This window comes from Syntrophomonas erecta subsp. sporosyntropha (assembly GCF_055395365.1).
Genome location: NZ_AP042459.1, coordinates 436723 through 452926, shown reverse-complemented (window position 1 = coordinate 452926; position 16204 = coordinate 436723). Strand labels below are relative to the sequence as shown.

13 protein-coding genes are annotated in these 16204 nt (G+C 42.7%); 11 read left to right on the top strand and 2 right to left on the bottom strand.

From position 1 onward, the window contains the following. Positions 1 to 4 precede the first annotated feature (4 nt). The 10 genes from ligA to metF all read left to right on the top strand — a co-directional run bounded on the left by ligA (position 5) and on the right by metF (position 11602). The gene (ligA, locus tag ACZ5Q0_RS02055) at positions 5 to 1999 is read left to right on the top strand and encodes an NAD-dependent DNA ligase LigA (RefSeq protein ID WP_446819697.1); all 1995 of its coding nucleotides are present in this window, start codon (positions 5 to 7) and stop codon (positions 1997 to 1999) included. Between the two features lie 44 nt (positions 2000 to 2043). Beyond that, entirely contained in the window at positions 2044 to 2718 is a 675-nt protein-coding gene (locus tag ACZ5Q0_RS02050; RefSeq protein ID WP_446819699.1) for a DUF554 domain-containing protein, read from the top strand. 426 nt (positions 2719 to 3144) lie between these two features. Next, positions 3145 to 3429 carry an Asp-tRNA(Asn)/Glu-tRNA(Gln) amidotransferase subunit GatC gene (gatC, locus tag ACZ5Q0_RS02045; protein ID WP_446819700.1) on the top strand — a complete coding sequence of 95 codons (285 nt, stop codon included), beginning with the start codon at positions 3145 to 3147 and terminating at the stop codon, positions 3427 to 3429. Positions 3430 to 3441: 12 nt separating this feature from the next. Continuing rightward, the gene (gene gatA, locus ACZ5Q0_RS02040) at positions 3442 to 4902 is read left to right on the top strand and encodes an Asp-tRNA(Asn)/Glu-tRNA(Gln) amidotransferase subunit GatA (RefSeq protein WP_446819701.1); all 1461 of its coding nucleotides are present in this window, start codon (positions 3442 to 3444) and stop codon (positions 4900 to 4902) included. After that, entirely contained in the window at positions 4895 to 6343 is a 1449-nt protein-coding gene (gatB, locus tag ACZ5Q0_RS02035) for an Asp-tRNA(Asn)/Glu-tRNA(Gln) amidotransferase subunit GatB (RefSeq protein ID WP_446819702.1), read from the top strand. Before gatA ends, gatB begins: the two co-directional genes overlap by 8 nt. 4 nt (positions 6344 to 6347) lie before the next feature. Further along, complete coding sequence (gene nifV / locus ACZ5Q0_RS02030) at positions 6348 to 7520, top strand: homocitrate synthase (protein ID WP_446819703.1); 1173 nt, start codon at positions 6348 to 6350, stop codon at positions 7518 to 7520. A 3-nt stretch (positions 7521 to 7523) separates the two neighbouring features. Further along, positions 7524 to 8777 carry a 3-isopropylmalate dehydratase large subunit gene (locus ACZ5Q0_RS02025; RefSeq protein WP_446819705.1) on the top strand — a complete coding sequence of 418 codons (1254 nt, stop codon included), beginning with the start codon at positions 7524 to 7526 and terminating at the stop codon, positions 8775 to 8777. 12 nt (positions 8778 to 8789) lie between these two features. After that, positions 8790 to 9290 carry a 3-isopropylmalate dehydratase small subunit gene (locus ACZ5Q0_RS02020; RefSeq protein ID WP_446819707.1) on the top strand — a complete coding sequence of 167 codons (501 nt, stop codon included), beginning with the start codon at positions 8790 to 8792 and terminating at the stop codon, positions 9288 to 9290. A gap of 133 nt (positions 9291 to 9423) precedes the next feature. Then, entirely contained in the window at positions 9424 to 10689 is a 1266-nt protein-coding gene (gene icd / locus ACZ5Q0_RS02015; protein WP_446819708.1) for an NADP-dependent isocitrate dehydrogenase, read from the top strand. Between the two features lie 37 nt (positions 10690 to 10726). Continuing rightward, positions 10727 to 11602 carry a methylenetetrahydrofolate reductase [NAD(P)H] gene (gene metF, locus ACZ5Q0_RS02010; RefSeq protein WP_446819710.1) on the top strand — a complete coding sequence of 292 codons (876 nt, stop codon included), beginning with the start codon at positions 10727 to 10729 and terminating at the stop codon, positions 11600 to 11602. A gap of 40 nt (positions 11603 to 11642) precedes the next feature. On the opposite strand, the gene ACZ5Q0_RS02005 is transcribed toward metF, so the two are convergent. Beyond that, positions 11643 to 13730, bottom strand: coding sequence for a response regulator (locus ACZ5Q0_RS02005; RefSeq protein ID WP_447182673.1), 2088 nt, complete (start codon positions 13728 to 13730; stop codon positions 11643 to 11645). A 404-nt stretch (positions 13731 to 14134) separates the two neighbouring features. On the opposite strand from ACZ5Q0_RS02005, the gene ACZ5Q0_RS02000 reads away from it, so the two are divergent. Then, a complete protein-coding gene (locus ACZ5Q0_RS02000) occupies positions 14135 to 15118 on the top strand; it encodes a stalk domain-containing protein (protein ID WP_446819712.1) in 984 nt (327 codons plus the stop codon). A 166-nt stretch (positions 15119 to 15284) separates the two neighbouring features. Here the strand turns inward: ACZ5Q0_RS02000 and ACZ5Q0_RS01995 are convergent, their stop codons facing one another. After that, positions 15285 to 15944: an acetate uptake transporter gene (locus ACZ5Q0_RS01995; RefSeq protein WP_447182672.1), complete on the bottom strand. Its 660-nt coding sequence runs from the start codon at positions 15942 to 15944 to the stop codon at positions 15285 to 15287. Positions 15945 to 16204 lie beyond the last annotated feature (260 nt).

The window sequence follows — 16204 nt, the reverse complement described above, 5'->3', positions numbered from 1 at the left end:
GACTTTGAGTAGTCCCGAGATACGTATTGACCAACTACGGGCGCTTATCCGCAAGCATGATTATCAGTATTATGTACTGGATGATCCGCTGATAAGTGATAAAGAGTATGATGCTCTAATGCAGGAACTAATTAAATGGGAGCAGCAATATCCCCAACTAGTTACCACCGATTCTCCTACCCAGAGGGTGGGAGGAGTTCCTCTGGAAAAGTTTGCAACCGTTACCCATCGCAGGCCTCTGTTAAGCCTGGATAATGCATTCTCTTTTAATGATCTTAAGGATTTTGCTAATCGATTACATCGGTTAATAGATACGGTTTCTTATACGGCTGAAATGAAGATTGATGGTGTTTCTATCGCCCTGGTTTATGAGAATGGTGTTCTCATAACTGGGGCTACCCGGGGTGATGGCCTAATCGGTGAGGATGTTACAGCTAATATTAAAACCGTTAAAAGTATTCCCTTACGCCTGCGTAAACCGGTTCCTCGTCTGGAAGTGCGGGGGGAGATTTATATGCCTAAAACAGAATTTGTACGGCTTAACGGGGAAAGAGAAGAAAAAGGGGAGCGTATTTTTGCCAATCCTCGTAACGCAGCGGCTGGTTCCCTGCGCCAGCTAGATCCGGCTGTCACTGCCAGACGTGCACTGGCAGCTTTCATATACGATATTATTTATCTGGAGGGGGATATTTTATCCAACCAGCAGGAAACGCTGGAATACCTGCGTGAACAGGGATTTCCAGTTAATCCGGAATCCCGTTTTTGTTCCACCATTGAAGAGGTTTATGAATATGCCGGTGAGTACCGGGAAAAAAGACACCAGCTGCCGTACGATATCGATGGAGTGGTGGTCAAGCTGAACCCGTTTGCTGAAAGGGAAAAATTAGGCGAGACTGCCAAAAGCCCCCGCTGGGCTATTGCCTATAAATTTCCGGCCGAGGAAAAAGAAAGCCGGGTTATTGATGTGGAAGTTAATGTAGGGCGAACTGGTATTATAGCCCCCACTGCTATTTTGGAGCCGGTTTTTCTGGCTGGTACTACCGTAAGCCGGGCCAGTCTTCATAATTTTGATCTGGTGAAGGAGAAAGATATTCGTATTGGGGATACCGTCCTGGTTCATAAAGCCGGGGATATCATCCCGGAAATTATCCGCTCTCTACCCGAACGGCGCAGTGGTGACGAAAAAGAACTTAATCCACCCCAATTATGTCCTGCCTGTCAGAGTCAGGTAGTTCGTTTTGCGGGTGAGGTCGCTTACCGTTGCGAAAATATAAACTGTCCGGCCCGTCTTAAGGAAAGTTTGATTTTTTTTGCTTCCCGTACTGCTATGGATATCGAAGGCATGGGACCAGCTATCATAGACCAGTTAGTAGAAAAAGGGATGGTTAAACGATTGGAAGACATATACAGCCTCCAGGCAGGGGATCTAAAAAAAATGGAACGTATGGGGGAAAAATCGGCCGCTAGGCTCATCGAAGCCATTGAAACCAGCAAAAAACGTCCCTTGTACCGGCTGATTACTGCCTTAGGAATCAGGCATGTTGGGGGGAAGAGCGCCCGCTTATTAACCAGGTATTTTAAAGATATAGATGCTTTTTTAAATGTTAATGAAGCAGAGCTTATGAATATACCGGAAATAGGGCCTAAAATAGCCGACAGTATTGTCAGCTTTTTTAGGGAACCGCGTAACCAGCAAACTATTGCCGGACTAAAGGCAGCTGGGGTTAACGTGGGGGAGGCTGCTGATATTAATACTGCAAAATTGTTGGCTGGCCAAAGTTTTGTAGTGACTGGAACCCTTACTACCATGACTCGCAACCAGGCTAGTGAAAAAATTGAATCCCTGGGGGGAAAGGTAACTGGTAGTGTTAGTAAAAAAACCGATTATGCGGTAGTAGGAGCAGATCCAGGAAGCAAATACGACCGGGCAGTGCAACTTGGGGTGCGCATTATTAATGAAGAAGAATTTATAGCTTTATTACAGGGAGCCGGGAGTTAATCCTTTAAAGGTAGGGTATAAATACAGCAGGGGTAGGGGAAAAAATGCTGGGAACAATCATTAATGCTACAGCAATTGCCGGAGCCGGGATGATAGGTTTGCTATTACGTAAGGGCGTTCCGGAAAACATGAGCCGGACCATGCAGGATGGGCTGGGGTTATTGATCCTAATAATAGGAATACAATATGGGTTTAAAGCGGAAAACCTGGCGGTTATCGGAATTAGCTTAGCCCTGGGGGCGGCATTAGGTGAGTGGCGTCAGTGGGAACATCGCCTGGAATTACTGGGTATTCGTGTAGAAAAACGTTTTGGAAATGGCGAAAGCCAGTTTGTAAAAGGTTTTGTTTCTTCTACCTTGCTTTTTTGTGTGGGGGCTATGGCAGTGGTGGGAGCCCTGGAGGATGGATTAACCGGCAACTACAGTATTTTGTTGGTAAAATCAATGTTGGATGGTATACTGTCCCTGCTTTTTGCGGCTAGTATGGGAGTTGGGGTGGTATTCTCAGCCCTGCCCGTTTTTGTTTACCAGGGGGCCATTAGCCTGGGAGCTGGATTTTTAAAACCCCTGCTTACCGATCAAATGCTTAATAATATAACCGCGGTAGGTGGGGTACTGATAGCTGGATTAGGGCTTAATATACTAGGTGTAACCCGGATTAAGGTAGCTAATCTGCTGCCAGCTATGATTTTTATTCCTCTGGTAATGCTTTTACTTTAAGCATGCGGGAGAAGGTTCCTTTAACGAGATTTGCAAAACCTTCTTTAAGAAAAGGCCTAACAAGTGCATAATACTACTCGCTATATTTATGCAGAATAGTGTATAATAATAATTCTGAAAGATCTTTTTACACCACTCCGGAAAATTCTTTTAAAAAGCCTTTTCTTCAGAGCGAGACTGTAAGCTTTAACCAAAATAATTCAGATAAACTCAGGTGCCTTTTAATTTAATCAAGGCTATCTTCAGTTGATAAATATGTTTTGCTAAATCATATATGACTAATCAGTTTATCTATTTAGTTCTATGGATAACCATGAGCAGGTATTTGCTACTGGTCCTAAGTATGCAAATTTATTAGGGAATGTAAATGTTTTTTGTTATAATATTGACCATAAATGTTTGGAAAAGGGTATTAGGAGGTATATCATGGCTTTCGGAATTAGAGAAATTGAGGATATGGCCCTCCAAGCTCGACTAAGTTTAACGGAGGAAGAAAAGAAAAAATACGCCGAACAGATAGGGATTATTTTGGACTATGCGGAAAAACTTAACCATTTAGATACTGATCAGGTAGAACCGCTGGTTTATATATTACCCATTTATAATGTGTTTCGTGAGGATGAGGTTGACAAGAGTACCCCCCGCGAAGAAATATTAGCTCAGGCCCCATTAATTGAGGAGGGGCAATATAAGGTACCCAAAATTATGTAAGGGGGTGTCATGGTGGAACTATATGAATTGACTATAGGGCAGTTAAAGGAAAAATTAGACAATAAAGAAATCTCGGCACAGGAAATAGTGCAGTCATTTCTCAACCGTATTAAAGCGGTGGAAGACCAGGTGAAGGCTTTTATCACCATAGCTGAGGAAGAGGCTCTAGAAAAGGCACGGCAATACGATAATCAGCCTGGTGGTTCAGGGTTAGCCGGAATTCCTTTTGGTTTAAAGGATATTATCTTAACCAGGGGGATTAAGACTACCTGTGCTTCAAATATGCTAAAAGACTTTGTCCCTTTTTACAATGCTACTGTGGCAGCCCGCCTAGATAAAGACCAGGCCATATTGCTGGGAAAGTTAAACATGGATGAGTTTGCCATGGGATCCTCCACGGAAAAATCCGCCTTTTTCCCCACTCATAATCCCTGGGATACTGATCGGGTACCAGGAGGATCTTCGGGAGGTTCAGCAGCAGCGGTGGCTGCCGGAGAAATACCCTTTAGTCTGGGGAGTGATACTAGTGGCTCTGTTCGCCAACCGGCTGCCTTTTGCGGCGTAGTCGGGATGAAACCTACTTATGGGCGGATATCTCGTGCCGGAATAGTTGCGCTGGCTTCTTCTCTCGACCAAGTAGGGGTACTTTCTCGTGATGTCAAGGATTGTGCTCTCGTACTAAATTCGATTTGTGGACGTGATCCTTTAGATTCTACCTCAGTTGATTATGAAGTTCCCGATTATACCAGATTTCTTAATGAAGATATCAAAGGTATGAAAATTGCCTATCCCCGTGAGTATTTTCAAGGAATAGATGAGGCGGTTAAATCAACGGTTATGAAAGCTTTGCAACATTATGAGGAGTTAGGAGCGGTAATAGAGGAAGTTTCTTTACCCCATAGCGAATATGCTCTACCTGCTTATAACCTGATTTGTTCTGCCGAAGCCAGTACTAATCTCGCTCGTTTTGATGGTGTCCGCTTTGGTTTACGGGATTTTGCAGCAGATAATGTAATTGATATGTATTCCCGTTCCCGGGCGGCCGGTTTTGGAGACGAGGTTAAGCGGCGTATAATGATTGGTACTTATGTTTTGAGTTCCGGTTGTTATGAAGCCTATTATTTGAAAGCCCTAAAGGTAAGAAGATTAATATATGAAGATTTTGGCCGGGTATTTGAGGATTATGATGTCATTGTTTCCCCGACTACTCCAACTGCGGCATTTAAACTGGGTGAGCAGACACCAGATTCTCCTACGCTGTATAGTAATGATGTTTTAACCGTAGCGGTTAATATGGCTGGATTGCCGGGCATATCTATTCCCTGCGGGTTTGTAAACGGATTGCCGGTAGGGATGCAGTTGATCGGCAAGGCTTTCGATGAGGGGACGGTACTTAAAGCTGCTTATGCTTTTGAGCAAAGTACAGAATATCACCTGGCAAAACCGGAACTGGGGGTGGCCATGAATGGATAATGATTTTGAAGTTGTCGTTGGACTAGAGGTTCATGTTGAACTAAAAACCAAAACGAAAATATTTTGCTCTTGTTCGACTGAATTCGGAGCAGAACCTAATAGCCAGACCTGCCCTGGATGTGCGGGCTTCCCTGGTGCACTACCAGTTTTAAACCGCCGGGTGGTCGAATATGCTATTAAAGCTGGGTTGGCCCTAAATTGTGAAATAGCTGAATTTACTAAATTTGATCGCAAAAACTATTTTTATCCCGATTTACCGGGTGCATATCAGATTTCTCAGTTAGATTTACCAATATGTAAAAATGGGTATTTGGAGATTGATGTTGACGGAAATAAGAAACGAATTGGTATTAACCGGGCCCATATGGAGGCAGATGCAGGCAAGCTGGTTCACCAGGGGACCATTACTACTGCGCCATATTCTTTAGTGGACTTAAATCGCGCTAGTGTGCCTTTACTGGAAATTGTATCAGAACCGGATATGCGTGGTGCCCGGGAGGCTAGAGCCTATATTGAAAAATTACGCTCGGTGTTACTTTTCGCTGGGGTGTCGGATTGTAAAATGGAAGAGGGTTCTTTACGATGTGATGCTAATGTTTCTGTACGCCCCTGGGGGCAGAAAAAGCTGGGGGTGCGAACGGAAATAAAGAATCTGAATTCTTTCCGTTCTCTGGAAAAGGCGATTGAATATGAAGCCAGCAGGCATATCGAGGCTATTGAAGATGGGGAGAAACTTGTCCAGGAAACCCGTACTTGGGATGAAGAAAAACAGGTAACCCACTCAATGCGATCTAAGGAACAGGCAGAAGATTATCGGTACTTTCCAGATCCGGATTTGCCACCGTTAAAAATAAGCCGGGAATGGGTGGAAGAACTTCGTTCTTCAATCCCTGAACTCCCTGATCAGGCTCAGAAAAGACTGGTAGAAAAATACGACCTGCCGGAATATGATGCAGCAATACTAACCCTTACTCCGCAGTATCTAGCCTTTTTTGATGTGGCAGCAGAAGGTTATCATGATGCTAAAACAATTTCCAACTGGATGATGGGTGAACTTAATCGGCTTTTAAATCAAAACAATCTGGAAATACAAGATTGCCGGATTACTCCACCACATCTGATAAAAATGCTTAAACTTATGGATGAGGGTACCATAAGTGGTAAAATTGCCAAAACTGTTTTTGAAGAGATGTTTACTAACGGTAAAGAACCGGAAGAAATTGTTAAAGAAAAAGGCCTGGTGCAGATTTCTGATGAAGAAACCCTGCGTAGCCTAGTTAAGGAAGTACTAAAGAATAACCCCGGGGTAGTAGAAGACTACCGTAATGGTAAACAAAAGGCTTTAGGATTCCTGGTGGGGCAGATGATGAAAACAACGCGGGGACAGGCTAATCCTGCTGTTGTCAACAAGTTGCTTAAAGAGATACTTAGTGGGGAGTGATTGTATGAATTGGGATTTTATGAATCGGGATTGGTTTACAGAAAAAGGTGCCAAGATTCATATAGTGGATACAACTCTTCGGGATGGGGAGCAGACTGCCGGTGTAGTTTTTGCCAATGCAGAGAAACTGCAAATTGCCTCTTTTCTCGATCGTATTGGTGTAGACCAGATTGAAGTTGGTATACCAGTTATGGGTGGCTCGGAAAAGGAATCTATAAAACGTATTGTGAATATGGGCCTTAAGGCTAGCATCATGGCCTGGAATCGCGCAGTTATTTCGGACATTCAGGAATCTTTAGATTGCGGAGTGGATGCGGTAGCGATTTCTATTTCCACCTCTGATATTCATATAGAACATAAGCTGCAGACTACCCGTCAGGATGTATTGGCTCGTATGTCAGATGCAGTAAAATTTGCCAAAGACCAGGGCCTATATGTATCTGTGAATGCCGAGGACGCCTCCCGCTCCAATATGGACTTTTTAACTGAATTTGCTATAATTGCCAAACATGCAGGAGCTGATCGCTTACGTTTTTGCGATACGGTAGGAATCCTTAATCCCTTAACTACTTTCCGTTATATAAAAACCTTGATTGATGCAGTAGGTCTTAATATAGAAATGCATACCCACAATGATTTTGGCATGGCTACTGCCAATGCTCTAGCCGGGATTTATGCAGGCGCTAGCTATGTAGGAGTTACTATTAATGGACTAGGTGAACGGGCTGGTAATGCTTGTTTACAGGAAGTAATTATGGGTTTAAAATGCCTTTTAAATGTTAACATGTCCTATGATACAACCCTTTTTAGAGAGGTTGCTGAATATGTGGCCCGAGCTTCCGGTCGTCCTTTACCAGTAAGTAAACCTATTGTAGGTTCTAATATATTTGCCCATGAGTCTGGTATACATGGAGACGGCGTTTTGAAGAATCCGTTGACTTATGAGGCATTTTCTCCCGAAGAGGTTGGACTGGAGAGGCAGATAGTAGTAGGTAAACATTCCGGTTCCGCATCCATACGCTTTAAGTTTAACCATGAATATGGTATTGAATTAACTGATGAGGAAGCCCGTGAAATATTAGCCCGTACCCGGGAACTATCAATTAATCTTAAACGGTCATTATTTGATAAAGAACTTATGTATATATATGAAGAATACAGAAGGGAGCAGGGGTAGAAGTTGGGTAAAACGATTGCGGAAAAAATCCTTTCCAATAAAAGTGGGCAGGATGTTAAGGCTAATGACATAGTTGTGGCTAATCTTGATTTTGTGATGGGGCAGGATGGGACTTCCCCTCTGGCAATCAAGGCCTTTACAGAAATGCAGGGTGTTAAGGTTTTTGATCCAACTAAAGTCGCCATGGTAATTGATCATAGTGCTCCCAGCCCGCTGCAGGGAGTCTCTGAACTACATCATCAAATGCGTACCTTTGCTTCCCAACAGGGAATTCGTCTTTATGATATTGGTGATGGTGTTTGTCACCAGCTTGTTCCTGAACAGGGGCATGTGGTTTCAGGAGATCTGGTGATCGGTGCTGATTCACATACCTGTACGTATGGCGCTATTAACGCCTTTTCTACTGGGGTAGGTTCTACTGATCTGGCGGCTGGGATTATATCCGGGAAATTATGGTTTAAGGTGCCGGAAACTTTTAAATTTGTGGTAAATGGCAAACTGCCTGTGGGAGTATATTCTAAAGATTTAATCCTTTATTTAATTGGTGATGTGACGGCTGATGGTGCTACTTACATGGCTGCCGAATACGTGGGAGAGGCTATAGCTGACCTGTCGATAGAGGCCCGTTTCACCATAAGTAATATGGCGATTGAAATGGGAGCTAAATGCGGCCTTATGGAGGCTGATGATCGGACTGAAGAATGGGTAAAACAGCACAGTAAGCGGGAATTTCAACCGGTTAAAGCAGATCAGGATGCAGTTTACGCCCAGGTTAAAGAATACGATGTATCACAGCTGGAACCCCAGGTGGCTTGTCCTCATACGGTGGATAATGTATCACCGGTAAGTCAAGTGGCCGGAACTCCAATTCAACAAGGGGTTATTGGTACATGTACCAATGGTAGAATGGAGGACCTGCGTATTGCTGCCCGCCTGCTGAAAGGCCGCAAGATTGCCAAAGGAACCAGGTTAGTAGTGGCACCTGCATCCCGGTCCATTTTCCTGCAGGCTATCCGGGAAGGATTAATAGAAGTTTTTGTAGAAGCAGGAGCAGCAGTAGTTACTCCCGGGTGTGGCCCCTGCGTAGGAACCCATAATGGCGTTCCTTCCGATGGTGAAAATGTTATTTCTACTGCTAACCGAAATTTCAAGGGACGGATGGGGAATAATAAAGCTTTTATATACCTGGGGTCACCTGCTACAGTGGCAGCTTCGATTATTGCTGGTCAGATTACCGACCCCCGCGAGTTCATGTAGAGGAGGGTAAGTATGGATTTAAAAGGGAAAGCTCATAAATTTGGTGATGATGTTAATACCGATTATATTATATCCGGTCGCCACAAATTTAAAACTCTGGATATGAAAGAGCTGGCCAAATACGTCATGGAGGACTTGGATCCGGATTTCTATTCGAAAATAGAAAAGGGCGATTTTATTGTTGCCGGAAAGAATTTTGGCTGTGGATCTTCGCGAGAGCAGGCTCCGCTAGCTATTATAAATGCTAATATTGGGGCTGTGGTAGCCAAATCATTTGCACGTATTTTTTATCGCAATTGCATTAATACTGGTCTGCCTCTTATTGAGTGTGATACCGACCAGATTGAAGAAGGAGATGAACTGGAGATAAATCTTCAGCAGGGGATTTTGCATAATAAATCCAAAAACCTTGATATACCCATTTCCCCTTTACCGGAAGTTATGCTAAAAATTTTGTCCGATGGGGGATTGGTAGAGCATTTTAAAAAATACGGGACTTTTAAATTTGATTAAATTTTTGGCAAAGGTGCAGTGAGCCCGAACTATAGTAAGGTTTACCTTACCGCAACCCTTTTAAAAGTATAATGGCATAAAGTAAGGGGGAGAAATATCTCCCCTTTCGCATATAAGTAAAGGAGGATACTGTATGCAGGGTGAAAAAATAAAGGTTGTTAATGGTGTATTACAGGTACCGGATCATCCTATTATACCTTTTATCGAAGGGGACGGAACCGGACCCGATATATGGGCAGCCGCCTCCCGGGTCATTGATGCTGCTGTGGCAAAAGCTTATCAGGGTAAGAAATCTATTGTATGGAAAGAGGTACTAGCTGGAGAAAAGGCTTTTAACCAGATGGGGGAATGGCTTCCCAAAGCAACTCTGGATACTATCCGGGAGTACATAATAGCTATAAAAGGTCCCCTTACTACGCCAGTAGGGGGAGGAATCCGGTCTCTAAATGTAGCTTTACGCCAGGAATTGGATCTTTATGTTTGCCTGCGACCAGTTCGCTATTTTAAGGGAGTGCCTTCCCCGGTAAAGCAACCGGAATTAACTGATATGGTTGTTTTCCGGGAGAATACTGAAGATATATATGCTGGTATTGAATACCCGCGTGGTTCTGAGGAAGCTAAGAAACTCATAGAATTCTTGCAAAAGGAACTGGGAGTAACCAAAATGCGCTTCCCGGAAACTTCCGGTATTGGCATTAAACCTGTATCAGAAGAGGGTAGTAAACGTTTGATAAGGGCTGCTATCCGTTGTGCATTAAAGGAAGGTCGCAAAAGTGTTACCCTGGTACACAAAGGAAATATCATGAAATATACTGAAGGGGCCTTTAAGCAATGGGGATATGATTTAGCCGAGGCAGAATTTGGTGACCAGGTATTTACCTGGGACCAGTATGATCGTATAAAAGAAGAAAAAGGAACAGCCGCAGCTGATGCGGCACAAAAACAGGCTGAGGCAGAGGGTAAAGTCATTATAAAAGACGCTATTGCTGATATATTCCTGCAGCAGATATTGACCCGGCCAGCAGAATTTGATGTAGTAGCTACCCTGAACCTTAACGGGGACTATATTTCTGATGCATTGGCAGCCCAGGTAGGTGGTATTGGTATTGCTCCCGGTGCCAATATTAATTATGATACCGGGCATGCTGTTTTTGAAGCTACCCATGGAACTGCCCCTAAATATGCCGGTTTGGATAAGGTTAACCCCTCTTCAGTAATTTTATCTGGGGAAATGATGTTAAGGCACCTAAACTGGAATGAGGCAGCAGATCTGATTATTGCAGCTACCGGTAGAACTATCGAGAGCAAAGTAGTTACCTATGATTTTGCCCGTCTAATGGAAGGTGCTACTGAGGTGAAATGTTCCCAATTTGCAGATGCCTTAATCAGCAACATGTAAAGTAGGGGAGAAAACCAAGTGGAGTGGGGTTTGTGAGATGAAAATTAAGCAGGTTTATAAGGGGGGGAAGCCAGTATTATCACTGGAAATTTTTCCGCCTAAGGAGAACTATCCTCTCGAAACCGTATTTGAGACAGTAGATGAACTGAAAAAATTAAGCCCTAGTTATATAAGTGTGACTTATGGTGCCGGCGGATCTACCCGGGAACGTACAGTTGAAATTGCGTCTCGCATAAAAAATGAATATGGAATAGAATCACTGGCTCATCTTACCTGTGTGCGTCATACCCGAGCTGAAGTTGATAAAATACTGGATGAGCTGGCCCACGAAGGGGTTTACAATATTTTAGCACTGAGAGGAGATCTTCCCGACGATGATCCCGAGTTTGATATCCATAAGCAGGAATATCGTTATGCATATGAACTCATACAGGATGCCAGGAGCAAGGATGATTTCGGAATAGCAGCTGCAGCCCATCCCGAAGGGCATCCTGAGTGCAAGCGCTTAAATGAGGATCTTATTAATTTAAAACATAAAGTAGATAATGGGGTAGATTTTTTAATCACTCAGTTATTTTTTGACAACCGCATTTACTATGATTTTATCGATAAAGCCTTGAGAATAAATATTAACTGTCCGATTATTCCAGGTATTATGCCCGTACTTAACGCCCGGCAGATCAAGAGGATCATTTACCTGTGCGGAGCATCTATTCCCTCCAAATTACTTAATCTGGTTGATAAATACGAGCACAACCCGGCCGATATGGAAAAAGCCGGCATAGATTATGCCAGCCAGCAGGTACTGGATCTAATTGAAAGCCGGGTACCGGGAGTGCATCTCTATACCATGAATAAACCAGCACAAATAACCCGGATTGTAACTAATGTTAACCTGGCCGGTCATAAGTAACCAGAAGGAAGCAGGGGGACCGTCCCCTGCTTCCTTGTTCCTAGCCGACTTGGTTGCAAGCGCGTTTTTGCAGATTATAAAGTTGTTCCAAATGGGAGGTTACTTTTACCCAGGAGTGTTCCCGAGCGGCGAATTCGATATCGGCAGCAACTTTGGAAATACTAGTGAATCCATACATACCAGCCGTTCCCTTAATATCGTGACTAATACTTTTAACAGTGGTTAAATCTTTATTTTCGACGGCTAGGGAGAGTTGTTTAGTTAACTCTGATAATTGTTCTAAAAACTCAGGTAAAAGCTCAGCAATTAAGTAATTAGTTGCCCGGTTTTTCCGGTTTTTATTATCAAGTTTTAAAGGGAGGTGGTTGCGAATCTCCTGGACTAATTCTTCCGCCTTAAAAGGTTTAGCAATATAGGAAGTACAACCTGCCGCCAAACATTTTTCCCTATCACCATTCATAGCATTAGCAGTCATAGCAATAATGGGAGTATCAACCGCCAGGTGGTTTTCGTGAATGAGCCGGGTGGCTTCATAACCATCCATAATCGGCATCTGCATATCCATAAGAACAGTATCAAAAGTATTTTCATCTAGTATTTGCAAGCATTCCAGGCCATTTCCCACCGCAGTTACTTCAAAACCATAATTACTTAACATCTGACCAACAATTTTCCGATTTAATTCGTTGTCTTCCACCAGTAATACCTGTAAAGGACTAAATCCTATACACAGGTTGTCCACTATTTCAGTAGGTTTAGTCATATTTGTTAAATGGTCTGTTTTGTCCCGTCCTGTAAAAGGAACTAGCGGTACTTCAAAAGAAAAAGTAGTTCCTTCACCTAAATGGCTTTGCACTTGCAGGGTACCCTTCATTAAGCCTATCATGGAATAACAAATATATAGCCCTAACCCGGTACCCCCATAACTGCGCGAATAGGAGTTATCTACCTGGGTAAAAGGATTAAAGATATTTTCCAATTGTTCCGCGGGTATTCCTATGCCGGTATCATTTACACTGATTTTTAGATATTCAACATTTTGTTTATCTGGTGTTAATATGGTCACCTGAAGGCTGATAGCTCCCCGGTGAGTAAATTTAACCGCATTATGAAGTAAATTCATTAAAACCTGATGAATTTTAATTTTATCCAGCATAATCAGGTTGGGGATTAGTGGATCCAGGTCTAACGTGAACTGTAAACCTTTTTCTTTTAGCATTGGTTCAATAATATTAACGGTACGTCTAATAACATCTAACAGGTTGCATGGTTCAGGATTTATTGTAACCAGACCTACCTCAATTTTGGAAACATCGAGAATATCATTGATAATAGCTAGTAATTGCTCCCCACATACGCGTATGATTTGGAGATTATCCATTTGCACATGATTAAGATGACTTTGTTCTAGTAGATCGACTGCTCCTAAAATACCAATCATAGGAGTACGGATTTCATGGCTCATATTAGCTAGGAATTGGCTTTTGGCCAGACTGGCCAATTTAGCCTGTTCTCGGCTTTCTATTAATTCAGTTATGTCAGTAGAAATGATAATTAACGCTGATACCTGGCCGTTTTCCTTTAAGGGGTCTATCCGGTGTCTAAACACGCGGGATTCACTATTGACTTGCAGTCTAAAATCCTTTTGCCAACTAGTACCAGATGTTACTGTATCTATGATTTCTTTCAATTTATCCTGGTCATAGGGAATGATTCTACCCATCAGTTCTCGGCCGGAAACCAGACTATCTTCGGAAGCAGCGAAGGTATTACGACCTTGGGGGTTAATATAAATAATCTCACCCTGTATATTACAAATGATAATACTTTCCTGTATGTTTTCCAGCAGATAGGCTTGGTACTTTAACTGCTGTTGGATTTCAATTCCCGAAGCAACTTCATTTATCCGGTTTACTTTCCAATGATCAGCATCTTTATGTCTACCGCGTAGATACTTTTTACGAATAAGATAAATAAAAAGTAGTGTGGATAAAAAAATTATTAACAATATCCCGGAGGATTTTTGCAGGAAACCTAGTACATATATAGGGGCTTTTTGCCATAGGCCTAAGAAAATAACTAAAAACAATATAAAGATCCATATTAATGTTTTAATTTTTCCATACATATCGCCCCAACCCCCCGAAAAAAAGTACTTCATGACGGACGAAAAGAGGTATCTATAACATACACCATAATCAATAAAAAACTTGTCTGCTTGTGGCTGCCCAGAGGGAAAATTTTTGCTTAATAGTAGCTGATTTTTATATTTCTTGGGGAATAAAATCGAGTAGTACGATTTTGTATTCATATGTAAGGTAGGGCCGGCGGTGTCGTATAATATATGGGAAAGGGGAAAAAACAGGAAAGATAGGGCTGGAAGAATGTAACCAGGGTATATATGCCAAATCAGGGACCAGGGGATAAAAAAACAGCCTATTAAATCCATACTTATCTAAGGCAGGATTTTGTTGTCGAGGTAGTGAATTAATTGTGGAAGTTGTTTAAGATTTATTTTTGGGAGGTAGTAAAATGAAGCATTGGAAGTTGTGGTCGTTGGTGGGGGTGGTTAGTTTTGTAATTATGCTCTTTGCCTGGTTGCCACCGGCTAGCGCTAATCAACCGATACGTATTTTTATAGATGGCCGGGAGATTGATAGCCAGCCAGCCCCGGTAATTATTAATGACTATACTATGGTTCCTATGCGGGCTATTAGTGAAGGATTAGGAATGAAGGTTGATTGGGATCAGGCTACCCGTTCAGTTATTATAACCAGTCCGTCTTCTTCTGAAGGTACATCTGCGATACCAATCCTCGATACTAATATTCCTATTATGGGAAAAAGTGTGGCTACAGCTGAACAACTGCGGATTTTGCTACGCCAGAATAATCCCTATGCTCCAGATCTAGTAGATCTATACCTGCAGATTGGCGCAGAGTATGGTGTGCGTGGTGACATCGCTTTTTGCCAGGCTGCTAAGGAAACCGGATGGTGGCGTTTCGGAGGCCTGGTAACACCTGATCAGAACAATTATTGTGGTCTGGGGGCTACCGGAAGTCCGGCTACGGGGGAAGAAGATTTAAGGGGAGCAGATCCTTCCCGGGTTCGCTTCGAAGCGGGAGTACATGGAGCCATATTTGATACCCCGGCAACTGGCGTGGAGGCCCATATTCAGCATCTGCTCGCCTATGCTACCACGGATAACCTGCCGGTGGGTAAAAATATTGTCGATCCTCGTTTTACTCTGGTCCGGCGTGGTAGTGTTAGTAAATGGATTGATTTGGGCGGCAAATGGGCAGTTCCAGGGTATAACCGTGACAAATACGCCAGTTACACGGAAGCTTTTGCCCAGGGAGATACATACGGCCATAGTATTCTTTTTAATTACTATTTGCCGGCTTTAAATGGCAGTACAACGACAAATGGTAAGAATCTAGATCGGGTTCAGCAGTTGGAACTAGAAAATGAGCGCTTGCGTGTAGAACTGGAGCAGCTCAAGCGCAGCCGGGGATAGATTTTACACTAATAAGTGTATTATAGACTGAATACCATCAATGATAACTTTGGCAAGATAGAAATAGAAATACCTGGTGTAGGTTAAGAAGCAGAATATATTATCTAACATAAAGGGCAGGATTTTAAAATCCTGCCCTGTTTTTATGGTGAGATTGCTAAAATATTTAGGCGGCTACTTTACCCTGAGCTGCCCGGGCAGCCCGGGTCCAGGGACCAAAGGGACTTCCTATGGGAAGAACCGTAATTCCGTAGTGACTGTTTAATACCTGGGCACCACAGCCATAAAAAGAGAATATTGCCACTCCTAGTTCTGCGTAGGCTGCCAGGGTATGATAAGCTTCTCCGCCCCAGCCCAGCGTATTCATAAACAGACCCAGGAAAAGTAAATCAATAAGGAAGAAAATAATAAATAATACCTTGTTAGCCCCCATAGCACCAAAGGTCATAAAAACTGTAAAGATAAAATATCCCAGGAATGCAAACCCCATCTGATGTGGATCGAAAACGACTCCACCACTTCCCCACAGGCCTTCGGATATCATCCAACTGAAAGCCATTCCAAACCAAAAGAAGCCATATGCGCAAAATGCCGTAGCTCCAAAAGTATTATTATGCTTAAAATCAAAAATACCTGCCACAAACTGTGCGGCCGCACCCAGGAATAAGGCCCAGGGAATAATATAAGCGGCACCATGAGTAATTCCTAATTTGGATGAAGAAGCTACCAGGGTTACAATTGCCAGGCCAAATAACCCTAAAGGTGTAGGGTTGGCCACTACGGATTGGACATGTCCGGTAACCTTTACCTCATTCAACTTTTCCATAATTCCCTCCCTGAAAAAATAAAATAATCGCAGCTACAAATTTTATTGGCCTTGCCTTTCCCTCCTTCCGGAAATTTTATTAATAAAATAAATATTAAAATAAAAATAAAAACGGTAATGGTATATTCCACATTAATTCTAAAAATCCTTTGTTGTCTATGAAAAATTTGTATTTAAACACCATAGTCAGGCAAAGTTTTTAACCTTATAAATGTTGTTATTAGCTTAATAAATAAAAAAAAGCCGTCCTAAAATGGACG

Bases quoted from the DNA above. Each gene is read 5' to 3' on its own strand.
- gatB (WP_446819702.1), top strand. From the start codon at position 4,895: ATGGATAATGATTTTGAAGTTGTCGTTGGACTAGAGGTTCATGTTGAA.
- ACZ5Q0_RS02005 (WP_447182673.1), bottom strand. From the start codon at position 13,730: ATGTATGGAAAAATTAAAACATTAATATGGATCTTTATATTGTTTTTA.
- ACZ5Q0_RS01995 (WP_447182672.1), bottom strand. From the start codon at position 15,944: ATGGAAAAGTTGAATGAGGTAAAGGTTACCGGACATGTCCAATCCGTA.
- gatC (WP_446819700.1), top strand. From the start codon at position 3,145: ATGGCTTTCGGAATTAGAGAAATTGAGGATATGGCCCTCCAAGCTCGA.
- ACZ5Q0_RS02020 (WP_446819707.1), top strand. From the start codon at position 8,790: ATGGATTTAAAAGGGAAAGCTCATAAATTTGGTGATGATGTTAATACC.
- nifV (WP_446819703.1), top strand. From the start codon at position 6,348: ATGAATTGGGATTTTATGAATCGGGATTGGTTTACAGAAAAAGGTGCC.
- metF (WP_446819710.1), top strand. From the start codon at position 10,727: ATGAAAATTAAGCAGGTTTATAAGGGGGGGAAGCCAGTATTATCACTG.
- icd (WP_446819708.1), top strand. From the start codon at position 9,424: ATGCAGGGTGAAAAAATAAAGGTTGTTAATGGTGTATTACAGGTACCG.
- ACZ5Q0_RS02050 (WP_446819699.1), top strand. From the start codon at position 2,044: ATGCTGGGAACAATCATTAATGCTACAGCAATTGCCGGAGCCGGGATG.
- ACZ5Q0_RS02000 (WP_446819712.1), top strand. From the start codon at position 14,135: ATGAAGCATTGGAAGTTGTGGTCGTTGGTGGGGGTGGTTAGTTTTGTA.